Source organism: Pseudomonas sp. REP124 (genome assembly GCF_020164475.1).
Lineage (GTDB): Bacteria > Pseudomonadota > Gammaproteobacteria > Pseudomonadales > Pseudomonadaceae > Aquipseudomonas.
The window spans coordinates 1-16,701 of sequence record NZ_JAIQWX010000001.1 but is presented as its reverse complement, the minus strand read 5'-3'; the positions used below and the strand labels follow the sequence as shown (position 1 = coordinate 16,701).

The following is a 16,701-nucleotide window of genomic DNA, read 5'->3' as shown; positions in this document are numbered from 1 at the left end:
GGACCGACGGCCTACAAAACATCGCGCGACCGATGAAATGTCAGTCGCGCGTGCGCGATCAGCTTTCCAGGATGGGCGCCAGCGCCGTTTGGATCCTCGACATCTGTGCCGGCGTCGTCATGCTCGTCAGCAGCTTGCCGAAGTGCGGGTGCTGCATGCCCGAAACGATGTACTGCCAGCGGTAGGCGCCCAGCAGGCCGTCGCTGATTTGCGCGCGTTCATCGGCACTGAACGGGCGCGAAACGCTGCGGATGAAGTACCCGGCATCCGCCGCCGACTGGGCCTGCAGGATGCCGTCCACGGCCGCCACCAGGGCAATCAGATCATCCACCGCCAGGTCGCGCTCGGCCGGCGAGAGCTTGGCGTGTTCCGCTTGCCACTCCAGTTCGTCGAGCACCACGTGCCGGCTCTCATCCTTCCAGTGGAACTTGAACACATCCTTGAACAGCGGGCACAGCTCTTCGCGCGGGGCGATGCTCTGGCTGTAGTGGGTCTGCACAAACAGCTCGATATGGCAGGTCAGCGCCAGCACCGACCAACTGCTGGCCGCCAGTACCGCGCGGGCCACCTCATTGGGCTCGGCCACCTGGCGATAGCCGGCCGGCAATTGCTCACCAATCATGATTTCAATGCGCCGGAACAGCTCCTGATGCTTGATCTCGTCGTTGGAGAAACGCACCAGCGCCTCCAGCGCCAACTGATCGTCGAACACATGGGCCCTGCCCTGATCGAGCATCTTGGCGCTGATGAAGCGTTCGACCAGGCCGAACAGGTACGCATAGGTGCGGCCCTGGATCTGGCTGAGCAGACGCGCTTCATCGACGCCGAGAAAGCTCAGACGGTCGATCTGCGACAGACCGTCGGGGAGGAATTTGCGCGAAAAATCAAAGCGGCGGTCCTGCAGCAGATCGCGGTCGATCTGCCATTCGGCTTTCTTCGATGCTTTGACCATTTGCGCATAGCGATCGACATTGGCGGCAGCTTTGCCGCGTAAGGAGCTGGGTACGGTCACGACAGTATTCACATTGATCTCCGGATTGCCTGGTCGAATAGGGATGTGCCAGTTAGCGATAACGTCGGAGCCAAGGACCCTCGATGAAGGCCGCCAAGGGCGCCTGGATCGCCGGTTCCGCGTTGGTGCTAATCTAGGCCTCGCCATTGCGGCGTTGAATGACCGATGCGCCGGAATACCTGCTCCGGCGTCCGGAACCGAAACCGAGAGCTGAGACTGAGGTCTGGCCAATGCTCGATGCGCTGTCCGATGTACTGCGTGTCATCCGTTTGTCTGGAGGGGTGTTCCTCGAGGCTGAACTCACCGCGCCCTGGTGCATCAACGGGCGCATGTCGGAAGAGGATTGCAAGCCCTTTCAGCAGTCACCCAGGCATGTCATCGCATCGCACTTCGTCGCCGCCGGGAGCATGCAGATCCGGGTCGAGGGCGAGACCGCCGTCGAGGTGCAGGCCGGCGAATTGGTGCTTCTGCCGCACAACCACACCCATGCCTTCGGCAGTGACCTGAGCATCGCTCCGATGCCGGTGAAAGAGGTCATCCAGCCACCCGAAGTCGGTGGCATTTCCCGCATTCGATACGGCGGAGGCGGTGAAGTGGCCACGCAGTTGCTGTGCGGTTTTCTCGGTTCCGAAACGCCCTTCAGTCCATTGCTGTCGTCGCTGCCTTCGCTGTTGAAACTGGACCTGCGCGCGACCGCCTCGGGCACCTGGATCGAAAGCTCGTTCCGTTTCGCCGTCAGCGAGATCGCGGCGGGACGGGTCGGCTCGGCCACGGTCATCGCCAAGCTGTCGGAACTGTTGTTCGTCGAAGCCGTCAACCAGTACGTCGCCAGCCTCCCCGCCGAGCGCCGAGGTTGGCTGGCGGGCTTGCGCGACCCGCAGATCGGCCGCGCCCTGGCCCTGCTCCACGCCCGCCCGACCGAAAACTGGACGGCGGAAGGTTTGGCGTTTGAAGTGGGCATGTCGCGGTCGGTGTTCGCCGAACGATTCACGGCTCTGGTCAGTCAACCGCCGATGCAATACCTGACGCTCTGGCGCATGCACGTGGCCGCGCAACAGCTGCGTGAAGGCCGGGGAAATGTGGCGCAGATCGGGTTTGCGGTGGGCTATGAGTCGGAGGCGGCGTTCAGTCGGGCGTTCAAAAGGCAGTTCGGCACATCGCCCGGGATGTGGCGCAAACAGCCACAGGGCTAGGGTTTCAGCATTAGCCAATCTGCGGGCCCATTTCCCCCAATCCCCCCCGAAACAGGGGCTTTGCCCCCACTTGTCCCTCTCTTGAAACACCCCGCCAAACCACCCCCGATTGTCCGCGGACTGTTGGATCCATGAAACATTTGCTCACGTTTTCCGATCGCAGCGAGCGCTGGCACGGTCCCTGCTTGACGCCCAAATATAGGGCACAGTGCTATCAACGCGATGCAGGTCTGGCCTGGCGCCACACCTTGCCGGGGAGGCAAAAGAATGAAGACCAAACAACCCAACCGTTCTTTCTCACGCTTGATACGGCCGGACATGGCTTCGGCCATATTGTTGGCATTCACCATGGGGGACGCGGGGGCTTCGCCGATCGACGATGAGAGCGAGCCATCGCACACCGACCCGTCCTACTATCGGCCGCAACCTGCCGATCCTGCGGCCGCGCTGCTGGAAATCCGGACGATGCCGGAGGCCAACCACGGCTCGCTGTCGCTGCCCAATGGCGGCCAGGGCGACCGCAACACTCCAAGGGCCGATAACGTCCTGCCCCCTGCGCTGCAGACCTCGTTCAACTTCCCCACCAACGGCAAACCAAGCCCGCTGTTTGGTGCCGAACCCTTTACCCAGCAAATCCTCCTGTTCGAAGAATTCGGCCCGGAGAAACTCGACCCGCAAACGCCGCCGGGGCAACTGACCTTCCCCGTGCCGACGGTAGGCCCGATGCCTGGCCAGGACCCCAACAGCATCGCCCGCAGCGGCCCATCGGGAACCGCGCTGGAAGCCTTCCTGCGTCAACCGGGGCTGACGCCGTTCCCGACCCAATATTCCAACGTACTGGACCGCAACCCCTGGAAGGCGCAGATCGAAGCCTTCCTCAACCGCGCCCCGGTAGGCTCCCCGGCCGAAGGACGGCCAGGCGGCAAAGGCTGGTCGCACCAGCGCTGGAACGAGTTCTATCCGCAAGCCGCGTTCAAGACCGTGCAAGCAGGCGCCCGGCAGAACCTGGGCCTGCGCGACAGCAAACAGATGCACGGCTACACCAAGGGTGAATTCGGTCCGGGCGGTCTCTACTACCAGACCTCGGACATTCCAACCACCAAGGGCACCACCAAAGGCATCGACATTCGCATCCATCCGAAGATGCCCATCCAGAACCACAACTCGGTGTGGACCTTCGACGGTACCCTGCCGCCGAAACTTTTGATGGTGCGCTACGGCCAACCGCTGCTGATGCGTCACTACAACGCCCTGCCGATCGATCCGGCCGCCAACAACGGCTTCGGTCTGCACACCATCAGCACCCACGAACACAACGGTCACAGCCCGGCCGAGAGCGATGGTTATGCCAACGCCTTCTTCTTCCCCGGTCAGTACTACGACTACCGCTGGCCGGTGCAACTGGCCGGCTACGACACTATCAACACCAAGGCCGAAGACCCGCGCGCCGCCTTCCCTTGCTCGCCGGGCGAAACCCTGTGGGTCAACGACATGGCTCCCGCCAAGAAGACCTGCGAGAACGGCAGCATCAAGATCCGTGGCGACTGGCGCGAAACCATGAGCACCCACTGGTTCCACGACCACATGCTCGATTTCACCGCGCAGAACGTCTACAAGGGCAACGCGGTGATGATGAACTACTACAGCGCCATCGACCGCGGCAACGAGTCTTTCGAGGATGGCGTCAACCTGCGCCTGCCCAGCGGCAGCGCCATGCCCTGGGGCAACCGCGACTATGACGTGAACCTGGTGGTGGCCGACAAGGCCTGGGATGCCAACGGCCAGCTGTGGTTCAACCCGTTCAACACCGACGGCTTCATCGGTGACCAGATGCTGGTGAACTGGCAGTACCAGCCATTCCTCAACGTGCGTGCCCGCAGCTACCGTTTCCGCATTCTCAACGGCTCGGTGTCGCGCTACATGAAGCTAGCGGTGGTGCGGGAAATCAAGGGCACCGGCGGCGAGTTCCCAGGGCCATCCGGCTCAGGTGTGTCCTACGCCCGGGTGCCGTTCCACATGATCGGCAACGACGGCAACATCATGGAACACGCTATTCCCTTCGACGGCAGCATGGACCTCGACGGCGACGGCGACCTGAAAGACAACAACGGCATCCTGCCGACCCAGGCCATCGCAGAGCGTTACGACATCATCATCAACTTCGCGAAGAACGGAATCAAAACCGGCGACAAGCTGTACTTCGTCAACCTGATGGAGCACAAGACCGGCAAGGGGCCGGAGAAAGAGGAAGTGCCGCTGGGCGATGTCCTGTCCGAAAAATACAAGGCCGTGCTCAAGCAAAGCAGCAAGGGACCGCAGTGGGACAAGGGCGATCCGGTGGTGGGCAAGTTCCTGCAACTGATCGTCAAGGAATACTCAGGGCAAGACCTGAGCATGGACCCTGTCGCCTATGAACCGGCCAAACCCGGCAAACCTGCCGGCAAGAAAATGATCCCGCTGACCATCAACCGCGACGACGTGGCCGACAAGGCGAAAATGGAGAAGGCCCGTCACCGCAGCTTCACCTTCGGCCGCTCCGATGGCACCGACACCGCGCCATGGACCATCAAGACCGACGGCGGCTTCGGCTACAGCATGGACCCACGCCAGCTGACCGCCGCGGCGTCGTTGTCCACCGGGCCGACCGACGCCGGCTTCAGCGGCGACGGCACCCTGGAAGTGTGGAACATCAAGAACGGCGGCAACGGCTGGAGCCATCCGGTGCACGTGCACTTCGAGGAAGGGGTGATCCTCAACCGCGACGGCAAGGCACCACCGGACTGGGAAAAATGGGCACGCAAGGACGTGTACCGCATCGGGCCGGAAGTCGACAGTTCCACCGAAGTGACCATGGCGATCCGCTTCCGCGAATTCGCCGGGACCTACATGGAGCACTGCCACAACACCCAGCATGAAGACTCGTCGATGTTGCTGCGCTGGGACATCGAACACCCCGGCCAGTTCGAGCTGATGCCGACACCGCTGCCAAGCTGGGATGGTGTCGAGTACGTCGCCACCGCCGCCCTGCCGACCTTCCGTACCGGTGGCAAAGGCGAAGGCGAAGGCGGTAATGACGATGACGAGGACGAAGGCGGCGACGACAACAGCACCAACAAACTGCCGATCGCCGGTCCCGACGCCGGCAGCACCACCGCCGGTGTGCCGGTCACCCTTAACGTGCTGGCCAACGACAGTGACCCGGACAACAACGTGCCGCTCACCGTGGTCGGCCTGACACAGCCGGATTCCGGCATGGGCACGACCACCACCGATGGCACCCGGGTGATCTACACACCACCGGCCGCGCTCACCGAGCCGGGCATCGCGTCCTTCACCTATGAAGTGCGCGACGCCAAGGGTGGTGTCTCGGCAACCCCCGGCACTGTGACTGTCTCGGTGGCACCGGCAGCGACCAGCAACGAGGACCTGCAAGTGACCAGCGCCACGGTGTCGGTACGCAGCAACAACCGTTACACCTGGGATCTGGCGGGGACCACGTCGCTGACCGGATCGGTGCTGACCGTCACCGCAGCCACCACCGGCGGGCCGCTGGTACTGGGTACGGCGACCCTGACGCCAACCGCCACCGGCGCGCGCTGGAGGATCTCGGCGAGCACCACCGGCAACGGGCCGGCGGCGACTCCCGTCGTGACGATCAAGTCGTCCTCCGGCAAGTCGGTCACAGCGCCTATCTCCGTCCGTTGACCGGCATCACCTTGCACTCCAGCCCTTACCGGTGGAGTGCAAGGCTTCAATCAGTACTCTGCACAGGACGCACTCATGATCACCTCACACTGGAACCGGACGATCAGACTCCTTCGCCCGTTGCTGCTTTTAACCCTGAGCATCGCTGGCGGAGCAGCCGCCGTTGCCGAGGAAAGCGGCACGAGCACACCCTGGGGCAAGGACTATTTCCCCAACACCGAACTGGTCAATCAGGACGGCCTGAAGGTGCATTTTTTCGATGACCTGATCAAAGACAAAGTGGTGGCGATCAACTTCATCTTCACCTCCTGCACCGACTCCTGCCCGCTGGAAACCGCACGCCTGCTCCAGGTCCAGAAGGTGCTGGGCGATCGGGTCGGCAAGGACATCTTTCTCTACTCGATCACCATCGATCCGGAAACCGACACCCCAGAGGTGCTGAAGAAATACACCGAGAAATTCAGGATCGGCCCGGGCTGGCAGTTCCTCACCGGCAACAAGGACGACATCACCGCCCTGCGCAAAAGCCTGGGCCTGTTCATCGAAGGCATCGACAACGGCCGCAACAAGGACCACAACCTGAGCCTGATCATCGGCAACCAGAGCACCGGCCGCTGGATGAAATCCTCGCCCATGGAGAACCCGTACATTCTGGCCGACCGCTTGGGCAAAACCCTGCAGAACTGGAAACAGCCGAGCACCAGCACCCAGGACTACGCCACCGCCCCAACCCTGCGCCCACCAAGCGCCGGTGAGCAGATCTACCGCACTCGCTGCTCGTCCTGCCATACCGTGGGCGACACCGCGAACGCCGGCATCCGCAGCATCGGCCCCGACCTGATCGGCGTCACCCGCCAACGCGACCCGCAATGGCTCAAACGCTGGATCAAGGAACCGGACGTGATGCTGGCGGAGAAAGATGCATTGGCGACGCAGTTGTTCGAGCAATACAACAGCCTGGCGATGCCGAACCTGCGCCTGGGTGAGATCGAGATCAATGCGGTGCTGACCTATCTGGCCGAAGAGACCGAACGCCTGCAGCCGCAAGCGCCGGTGGCGCAGGACACTCACGATGAGCACCATCAGCATGCGGGGCACAAGATGTAAGGAGGCTAACCACAATCACCTGTAGGAGCGAGCTTGCTCGCGATGGTCGTCAACGATAACGCGGGAAACCTGACACCCCGCGGTGTATCTGACTCCATCGCGAGCAAGCTCGCTTCTACAGTTGTTTATCAGCGCCCATTCATTTCGAAATATGAAATTTTCGTTAACCAATTGGTAATAAGCACTTTTTTTCCAGGATCCAATCTGGCACTCTGTTGCGAATGATTATCACAAGTAATCACAACAGCATTTGTGTGAGTGCCCATGTCCGCCTCGTAACGCAATTCGGTCCACCCCGCCGCCGCTGAAACACCCCCCATCCGTTCAATCCGACATCCATTCTGTAAGGAGACTTTCGCGTGCAATTTTTTTGGCCCCGTCCTCTCGCCGTTGCCGTTGCCCTGGCCAGCGCCTCGCCCTTTGTACTTGCGCAGGAACCCGCTACGGCAACAACGCCTGACGAGCCGATCAGCGACCAGCAGGTCCTGACACTGGGAGCCGTGAACGTCAGCGCCGATCAGTTGGGCCAGACCACCGAAGGCACGGGGTCGTACACCACCGGCGCCATGTCGACCGCCACCAAGCTGCCGCTGTCCATGCGCGAGACGCCGCAAGCCGTGACCGTGATCACCCGTCAGCGCATGGACGACCAGGCCATGACCAGCGTGAACGATGTGGTCAGGGCGACGCCGGGGCTGTTCCTCAGCCAGTCCAGCGGCCCAGGTCGACAAACCTACAGCGCACGCGGTTTTGACATCGACAACATCATGTACGACGGCCTGCCGAGTTCTTACACCGGCTGGAACGTCGGCGTGCAGCCCAACCTTGCGATGTTCGACCGGGTCGAAATCATTCGCGGCGCGACGGGCCTGGTCACCGGCAGCGGCAACCCTTCGGCGGCCATCAACATGGTTCGCAAGCGCCCCACCGCTACTCCGCAGGTCACGCTGACCGGCGCGGCTGGCAGTTGGGATGACTATCGCGGGGAGTTCGACGCTTCCGGCGCGCTGAATGACAGCGGCAGCGTGCGGGGTCGTGTGGTGGGTTCCTACCGCGACTCGGACAGCTTTCGCGACAAGGAAAAAAGCGACCATGGCCTGTTCTATGCCATCGGCGAGGCGGACCTGAGCGAAGACACCACGGCAACCTTGGGCTTCTCGCGCCAGGAAGACCAGACCAACTTCTTCTGGGGCGGCCTGCCCATCGGCGCCGACGGCCACCATCTGGACTTGCCGCGCTCGACTTACCCGGGCACGGATTGGGAAAACAAACGGCAGGAAATCAACACGCTGTTCGGCGAAATCGAGCATCACTTCGCCAACGACTGGAGCCTGCATCTGGCGGCCACCAAGTCCTGGCAGGACGCGCTGTTCTCCGGCACCTATCTGTCGCGCTACTCCGGCCCGCTGGCGACAACGGCCTATCAGTCCAAACCCCAGGAAGACCAGACCGCATTCGATGCCTTCGCCAGCGGCCCGTTCGAAGCCTTCGGTCGTACCCACGAACTGGTTCTCGGCGCCAGCCGTCGTGAAGTCGACCTGCGCACGCGCGAGTACAGCCCCTATGCCCTGTCATGGGCGATCGGCGCACCGAAACCGGACTTCGTGCACAGCGGCGACAGCCATGAAGTCACCAGCCAGGACGGCGTCTATCTGACCACCCGCCTGAGTCTTGCCGACCCGTTGAGCCTGATTCTCGGCGGCCGTCTGGACTGGTATGACTACGACAACCGCACGGGCGAAGGCGACTACAAGGTCACCCGCAACGTCACCCGTTACGCGGGCCTGATCTATGACCTGAACGACACCTATTCGGTCTACGCCAGCTACACCGACATCTTCACCCCGCAAACCTCCAAGGACACCTCCGGCAAGGTGATCGAACCAATCGTGGGCGAGAACTACGAAATCGGCATCAAGGGCGAATATTTCAACGGCGCCCTCAACGCCAGCCTGGCACTGTTCCAGGTCGATCAGAAGAACCGCGCCAGCGTCGCCGACGACCAGACCGGTTGCCCGGAGATGACCTGCTACGAATCGTCCGGCCTGGTTCGCAGCCAGGGCATCGACATGGAACTGCAGGGTGCGTTGACCCCGAACTGGCAAGTGGGCGCCGGCTTCACCTACACCCGCGCCCGCTACAAAAAGGACTCGGACCCGGCCAACGATAACCAGCGTTTCACCCCGGATCAGCCTGAGCGCCTGTTCAAGGTGTCCACCGCTTACCGTCTGCAAGGTCCGCTGGAGAAGTTTCGCGTGGGCGGCAACGTCTACTGGCAGAGCCGCATGTACAACGACGTGGCGCTCGACGATGGCAGCTATCGCATCGAACAGGGCAGCTACGCGGTCACCGACCTGATGGCCGGCTACGAGGTGAACAAGCACCTGGACCTGCAACTCAACGCCAACAACATCTTCGACCGCACCTACTACTCGGCGATCGGCTATGACGTGACCTGGGGTTCGACGGATACCTACGGTGCACCGCGCAACTACATGCTGACGGCCAAATACAGCTTTTGATAGTCGCGCTACGGGCGCGGAACCTGATCAGTTCTGCGCTCGTATTGCAGATAACCGTGAGTGTCGATTCCGCTCCGCACGAAACCTGCTCGTTCGTAGAGGTGCCTGGCGGGGTTCTCGGGTTTCACGCTCAACTTCATGAGCGTGAAGCCTTCTCGCAATGCCGCCGCCGTACAAGCCTCGAGCAGCGCTCGACCAATGCCGCAGCGTCCATGCGACGGGCTGACGTTGAGGGTGCAGATTTCGGCGTGATCCTGCTCGGCAGTCCATAAGGCATAACCCGCGAACTGCTCGTCCATGGACGCGATGGTGAACCGTTCGAAGTTCTCCACCCAGCGCGTCAGGTGCCGCTCCAGCTGGATTCGCCAGGCGCTTTCGTGATCAGGTTCCCAGCACCGGATGTAGTCCTGCTCGCCCCTGTAGATCGATGGAAGATCGGTAACCTGTGCCTGCCTGAGTGTGAGCGCCATCCTGGTGCCTTTGGGTGATCGGAACAAACGCATTATAGGGACCACCTCCCTGTAGGAGCGAGCACGCTCGCGATGGTCGTCAACGATGACGCGGGAAACCTGATACCCCGCGGGATCCCATCCTCCATCGCGAGCTCGCTCCTACAGATTGCTGCACTCGCTGCAGCATTCATCTGCGCCGAACCCAGACTATCAAATTCCCCAGAAACCGCCCGGCTGCGAAGCCATTCGTAAACCTGAGCCCAGCCTCTATCTGAACACCATCGGATAGGGTGATGACTTAAGGCCACTATGCGCAAGAAGTTGCGCACAAAAAATGTGGATAAGCCTGTGGACACATTCTTGCAGGCAACGTCGCCCGTGCTGTACAGACAAGTGCGCAAAAAGTTGCCAGGCACTGCGCAACTTCTTGCGCACTTTTAGGGGTAATTGAGCCTCTATTTGTTTCAAACGTCGGACAAAAAGTCCCCATACCCCCGATTTCATTGCTCCTCAATATTTCTGGCACGTTCCTTGAGAAGGGTTCTGGCACCCGTTGGGCGATTTTGCCCCGTGGGCACCCTTATTTTCGCGTTCCCGATGCCGTGTTCAGGCAACGGTTACGCGTTGCTCAACACAAGGAACAGGGAATGGACAGCCCAGTGAACAGAGTTTCCCAAGCCAACTATTTGTTGATTGATGGTGTATTGCGGCCCGATGCGCTTGCCCGTCTGTACCAGCGTGGCGAGCCGCTGGAGATTGTGCCGCTGTATCTCGGGACACGGTGGAGTGAGCTGCAGGATCTGGGGCCGATATTGGTTTCGCTCCTGGGGCCGTCCACTTTGATCGGCGAAGAGTATGAGCAGGCGGATGCCAGCCTGTTATCCAGTCGCGCTTCCATGCAGGTTGTTGCCGATCATTTGCGGCGTTTCATTGCGCCGCCGGATGTGCTGGGCGGGAGCGGGTTGCTGCGTTTTGCCGATCCGCTGGTGGCGCGCCATTGGTTGGAGAGCTATCAGGGCACTCACCTCGACGGGATTCTGGGACCGATCGAGGCGTGGCATGTGCCTGAAGGTCAGCACTCCTGGGAAGCCCCTCCCCAATCTGCTTGGCGTAGTTTTGTGCGCGCCGGGCCTGCGCCCGATGGGGTCAATGCCCTGTTGGGTGAAGGGCAATTGGAGGCACTGAACAGCGCTGGTCGTTGGCGCTTCATGGAACGGCTGAACCTGAGGTTGGAGCAACGCCACCCGCTGCCCTTCGCACAGGTGCACAACAGCATCCGAACCCAATGGTTCGATCAACGATTGGATGAAGCCGAGACCTGGGGATTGTCGAGCGAGTGCAGTCTCGCCATCTGGGTCGAGTACAGCGTGCGGTGGGGAGTCGGGTTCGCATTTCAATCAGACGGGCCTTATCAGCATTGGCTCTTACACAATCCCGACGCCCTCCAACTTGCACCAGAACTGCGTATCCAGCGGATGGATAACGATTGTCTACCCACCGAAAACCACAAGGACATGTGATGAGCTACGCAACAGAAGCCCAGCTGGATCAGGCCCGGCGCAATCAGGAATTCCAGAACATACCGATGGGCTCCGGCCAGTGCGGATTGATGCAACAGGAAGTGGCCGTTTTCCCCGTTCGGTATGCCGTGGATGAGTCACCGCAAAAAGGCAGCAACCAGGGCCCAAATCCGCTTCCGAAAAAATGGTCAAACCCCGCCCTGCCACTGTTGAAGACCCGCAGCTATACCCTGCGCCAACTGCGAGACGGCTGGCTGTACGTGTGGAGCAGCGTCGACGAAACCTTCCATGAATATCAGGTGGAACGCGAGATGCTCATTCGTCACGAATGGACCGAACGCGAACTCAATCAGGACACCCGCCACAACCCCGGCCAGGCACGCCAGTACCTGCTCTATTCCCGCCGAACCCAACTGCGCATCGCCTACTCACCGGTGCAATGGACCTGGCGAATGTGCGAGTTGATGCGCAGCAATGCCGCTGAACAATCGCGCTGGATGCGCAGCGTCGACCTGCCGGCGTATTGCCTCACCGGCAAAGTCGCCCACGGTGAAGCGATCAACGAACTGGGTAAATGCGTCGCAGACATTTTCGTGTTTGGCGCACAGGCGCCGAGCTTCACCAGCACCTCGTTGCCGACCGAAACCGCCGACCCGGACGCGGCGTTCAAGCCGGCCTTCGAAGAAGCGCTGGTCCGCGGCCGGGTTCCGATGCAGGACACGGCGCTGTTTGTCGCACTGGACGATCCGCTGGCGGTGATCGATGACCTGAACATGAACCTCGTCGGTCGCCTGTTGGAGCAGAGCCAGTTCGAAGCCCTGCATCAACAGCAATTACAAAGTGCGTTGGCCGTGCAGAACTTGTGCGGGTTTGATGCCGAGCCGTTCATTCCCTCCTCGATCAAGGACCCGGTCCAGCGCCAGGCCTATACCGATGACCTGTACACACTGCTGAGCACGCATGATGAAATCGAACGGTCCACGGAGCTGGTGGAGGCCGAGTACAGCGCAATGGTGAGGATGGGGGCGAACTCGACGGTGGCGGCCGGCGAACGCGCGTTCAAAGCCAGGTGGGGCCATCTGCCGGATCAACAAAAATGGCGGACAGCGCTTGAGGAATGGGACGCCAAACGCTACTGGCGCGAGGACGTGCGCTTTGACGAGGTACGAAACTACCTGAGCCAGACCACCGTCGAGGCGCTACAACTGCAAGCGCATATCCAGCGCAGTGCCGACGACCTGATCGACTGGCTCGACCAACTCAATCCAGGCGCCGAATCGATCTATCACGACACCGGTCATGAAGATCAGGCCAGCCAACTGCTGGAAACCGCCCACGCCCTCTACACCGCCTTGGGCAACGTCGAACGCGGGCAGCAGTGGCTACTCGCGCAAGCCGCGCAGCCCAACAAACTGTTCGGCACCGCGCTGTACAACTTCAACCCGGAACTCGCCGCGCTGATCAAACAGGTCACCCACAACTTCAGCACCACCGGCAAACTCGACGACCAGGGGCGCGAAGGCGATGGCCACTCACCCGCGCTGAACCCAAGATCCCCGGGCGACGCCACGAGCATCGGCACCCGCTTCAATGAAATCAAGGCGGTGTTGGACCTGGAATCCGTGCGCGACAGCCAGCTCTACCAAGCCATGAGCAGCACCGCCAAACAGGCGATGAACACCCTCCTCACCGTCGCAAACTACCAGGCCAGAGACGCCTGGCACGGCTTGAGTGTCCTGCTGCTCCCGGCCATGAAACAACAATTGGCACTGACCCTGGCCGTACCGCAAGTGCTGATCTCCACCGAAATCTCCCTCGACACACAGCTGGTCTACAACTCGAACTACCAACGCGAGTACCAAGCCTGGCTGCTGGAAATCGCTACCTTGCAGAAAAAGATAGCGTCCTACAACAACGTCCTACGCCATCGCGCGGCGCCTCACGATCAACGCGCAGCCCGCCACTTTCTACGAGCCAATGAAGAGCGCCTGAAACACCTGTTCCTGAACCTCCCCAACCAGATCTTCGCTCGAACCTCCGGCCACACGCGCCTGCATGTCGACCTGCCACAAATCGACCGCTGGCTCTTCGACCTCGGTCGATCCGAGGTCATCGCGCAGCTGAAAACATTCGGCACTCAGGAACACCAGCGCAGCACTAAAGCCTGGATGAACCAGAACCTGGGTAATGCCTTGCCGGCCTTGCTGGTGGGTTTGAACGCATGGAACCTGCATCACACGGCGAAACAGGCGAAGAACGACGGCAGGTTCTCGGCGGATGAATGGCGCAATGTGAGTGCCAGTGCGGCGTATGCGGGGAATGCGATTGCGGCGTTGTGGGTGGGGCCGGCTTGGAATCGGGCGGGGAACATGACAACTGAACTGAGGCACAAAACTCGAAGCGTGGCTCAAGCTTCATACAAGAGTTGGTTGTCGGAGGCCAAAACAGCAGCAATTGACGGGAAAAGTGCCAGAGCAGCGCTGGCAAATGAGTTTGCAAGCGTTTCTAAAGGGTTGATCTGGCGCACGGTGACTTGGGCTGCATTGGGGGCTGTGGCGGGTGGGCTTGAGGCTTGGCAGTTGTCCAGTGAGATCGATAGCGCTACAAGTGAAGAGGAGCGAAAGCTACTCAATGCAAAACAAATCACTGTGCTTGTTATGACAACGGTTGCTGGCATTCAAACTATTGGCGCAGGCCTTGGATACTGGTTCGGTTTTGCCTGGGTGATGTCCAACCCGGTGATCATAATGTTGGCGATCTTGGGCATTGCTTATTTGACGATCACCATGGCCGCCAACCGCTACAAGCGCGAGGGACTTCGCCTGTGGCTGTACCGCTGCATTTGGGGGCGCGGATCAATCCCGGAATGGCAGGGCGATGAAGGCCACTTCAGGCAGATGCAAGTTCTCTTGGAAACCCTGCAACGCCCCAGCGTCGGCGGCAGGGCTTTGTCCACCGGCGGAGGCAGCACGCCGAGAAGAAATCTCGGTTTCTGGCTACAGATCCAGGTGCCGAATGCGTTGGTAGGCAAGGATGTGACCTTGCAACCGGCGATGATCCAGACACATCTGTTTTACCCCGACGAACTGCAAAGCACCAAGGACAAGTTCTACAACAGGTTCCTGGATGGCTACTGGGTCGACCCAAAACTACTCGGAAAGCTGCCCAACAGTCCCGGCACCAAAGACAACCCCGCCGATTACATCTACACCGGCAAAGAACAGCATCGTCTGTGGCAGGTGTGGATCGAATTCTCCAAAAGCAGCCCGGTCCTTGAACTGGAGGTGAAGTATCCGCCCGGCGTGCTTCAACGTGCTGATGGTCGCGGGTACATATTTCGAATAGCGCTTGAGTGGACCTCAAGTGAAGCGGATCGGGCCAACAATGCCTTCAGCGGGGAATTAAAGGAAAAGGATGGCATCGTGCTTACACAGCAAAGTACCCAGCTTTTAAAACTGACCATTCCTAACCAAATAAACTGAAGGACATGACAATGTTAAATTTCAACAAGGTACTGGATCTTCCATCAAGGCTAAGCTGGAAATACTCTAATGAGCAAAAGTTATTAGAGTGGACGATCCGGGCGCGAAACTACAATACTTTTGTGGCAAATTCGATGTTCTGGGTTTGCTTCATTGTCATAATGATCGCGTCAATACTGATATATCGAAGCATGGATGATGACCCACTTTTCAGTGCAGTTCTTACCATGCTGTATTTTTCTATCGTCACGTTTGCATTGATATCGATTACTCACCAGAGAGTGAACTTCGCCTATCGCTTCACTCGGTCCGGAGTCGAATATTGTGAGTGGAAAGCCCCTCCTAAGTGGGTATTGCCATTTTTGAAATTGTTTACCGGCATCACAGCGATTATTTTCATCTTCCTTGCAACCATTGACCCGGCATTTCTGATTGGTGCGCTGATAGGTCCTGGCGGTATGGGGCTAATGTACCTATCCATGGCAAATTCTAAGGGCTTTCAAAGCTTGCACACTGAATACCATCATTACTTCATAAATTGGACCACGCTGACGAGCATTACGGTTGCAACAAATAGGGACATGGTTGAACTGGAATTCAAATTTCCGGAAAAAAACTCAAACGATATGATTTCAGGAAGTCAGTACGTTTTCTTTAAACGCCGTAAAAAAGAGCAAGTGGTGGAGCTCATCAAAGCCAACCTGCCACCCAGCGTGCCTTGTGTCATTGGAAAGGTGGACGTGCTGAACTGACCAGTGCAGAAAAAAGGTTCAGATATATTTTTAACGTGACTTGTGTGTATAAAAATAATTCTGACCCATTTTTCAGAACTGATCATCCATAACTGAGCTAATGGACGAGCCCTGATATGTTTAATTTGAATAAAGCACTTGATCTGCCGTCGCAACTTCACTGGAAGTACGCTGACGAACAGGAGTTGTTGGGATGGACAATCCGAGCACGCAACTACAATACATTTGTAGCCGATTTCATGTTTTGGTCCTGTTTCGCCGCAATCACAATAGGTTCAGTTCTGATATATAGAAGCATCGATGAAGATCCCGTTTTCAGCGGAACATTAACTTTGTTGTATTTCGTCGTCGTGAACATTGCCTTGATATCGATGACGCATCAGCGAGTGAATTTTGCCTATCGGTTTACACAGTCTGGAGTCGAGTATTGTAAATGGAAAGACTTTCCCAAGTGGGTGCTGCCATTTTTGAAATGGTTCACAGGCATCACCGTGATTATCTGCATCGGCATGGCAAGCATTGATCCGGTATTCCTGATCGGCGCTCTGGTAGGCCCCGGCGGCATGGGGCTGATGTATCTGTCTATGGCTCACTCCAAGAGCTATCAGGAAATGCACACGCAGTACCATCACTATGCTTTTAAATGGGAAGAGTTAACGCAACTTGCCATTGCGACCAATCGAGAAGTAGTTGACCTGAAATACAGCATCACTCTGGAGGGAGAGGACTGTAAAACCAATTGGAGTCTCAATGTCTTCTGTAAGCGAAAGCAAAAGGTAAACGTAGCGGAATTCATCAAGCCCTATTTGTCTTCAGGCGTACCGTTCATTAGGGCAAAGGTAAACGTTCCTCTTAGTACGAAATGAGACATGTGATTCAGATTTAGGCTTTTGAATTAGGGTACAAGCCCTGAGTTTTATGGTGGCAGTTCTGGCCTCTTCGCGAGCAAGCCCGCT

General features: G+C 59.0%; 10 protein-coding genes. 8 read left to right on the top strand and 2 right to left on the bottom strand.

Annotated features, from left to right (window positions below):
- Positions 1–58: 58 nt before the first annotated feature.
- Positions 59–1,024: a diiron oxygenase gene (locus K9857_RS00050; protein WP_224532863.1), complete on the bottom strand. Its 966-nt coding sequence runs from the start codon at positions 1,022–1,024 to the stop codon at positions 59–61.
- 218 nt (positions 1,025–1,242) lie between these two features.
- Here K9857_RS00050 and K9857_RS00045 point away from each other — a divergent pair, with 218 nt between their 5' ends.
- The 4 genes from K9857_RS00045 to K9857_RS00030 all read left to right on the top strand — a co-directional run bounded on the left by K9857_RS00045 (position 1,243) and on the right by K9857_RS00030 (position 9,539).
- Positions 1,243–2,205 carry an AraC family transcriptional regulator gene (locus tag K9857_RS00045; RefSeq protein ID WP_224532862.1) on the top strand — a complete coding sequence of 321 codons (963 nt, stop codon included), beginning with the start codon at positions 1,243–1,245 and terminating at the stop codon, positions 2,203–2,205.
- Between the two features lie 318 nt (positions 2,206–2,523).
- On the top strand, positions 2,524–5,910 hold the full coding sequence (locus K9857_RS00040; protein WP_224532979.1) for an Ig-like domain-containing protein: 3,387 nt from the start codon (positions 2,524–2,526) through the stop codon (positions 5,908–5,910).
- A gap of 75 nt (positions 5,911–5,985) precedes the next feature.
- Complete coding sequence (locus K9857_RS00035) at positions 5,986–7,017, top strand: SCO family protein (protein WP_224532861.1); 1,032 nt, start codon at positions 5,986–5,988, stop codon at positions 7,015–7,017.
- A gap of 359 nt (positions 7,018–7,376) precedes the next feature.
- Positions 7,377–9,539: a TonB-dependent siderophore receptor gene (locus K9857_RS00030; protein ID WP_224532860.1), complete on the top strand. Its 2,163-nt coding sequence runs from the start codon at positions 7,377–7,379 to the stop codon at positions 9,537–9,539.
- 8 nt (positions 9,540–9,547) lie between these two features.
- Here the strand turns inward: K9857_RS00030 and K9857_RS00025 are convergent, their stop codons facing one another.
- A complete protein-coding gene (locus tag K9857_RS00025) occupies positions 9,548–10,009 on the bottom strand; it encodes a GNAT family N-acetyltransferase (protein WP_224532859.1) in 462 nt (153 codons plus the stop codon).
- Positions 10,010–10,638: 629 nt separating this feature from the next.
- Here K9857_RS00025 and K9857_RS00020 point away from each other — a divergent pair.
- The 4 genes from K9857_RS00020 (at position 10,639) to K9857_RS00005 (ending at position 16,611) form a co-directional block, all read left to right on the top strand.
- A complete protein-coding gene (locus K9857_RS00020; protein WP_224532858.1) occupies positions 10,639–11,511 on the top strand; it encodes a DUF4123 domain-containing protein in 873 nt (290 codons plus the stop codon).
- Positions 11,511–14,993 carry a T6SS effector BTH_I2691 family protein gene (locus tag K9857_RS00015; RefSeq protein WP_318011734.1) on the top strand — a complete coding sequence of 1,161 codons (3,483 nt, stop codon included), beginning with the start codon at positions 11,511–11,513 and terminating at the stop codon, positions 14,991–14,993. Before K9857_RS00020 ends, K9857_RS00015 begins: the two co-directional genes overlap by 1 nt.
- A gap of 11 nt (positions 14,994–15,004) precedes the next feature.
- Positions 15,005–15,745, top strand: coding sequence for a hypothetical protein (locus tag K9857_RS00010; protein ID WP_224532856.1), 741 nt, complete (start codon positions 15,005–15,007; stop codon positions 15,743–15,745).
- A 116-nt stretch (positions 15,746–15,861) separates the two neighbouring features.
- Positions 15,862–16,611 (top strand): hypothetical protein, encoded by a 750-nt coding sequence (locus tag K9857_RS00005; RefSeq protein WP_224532855.1) that lies wholly within the window; start codon positions 15,862–15,864, stop codon positions 16,609–16,611.
- The last annotated feature ends 90 nt before the right edge of the window (positions 16,612–16,701 follow it).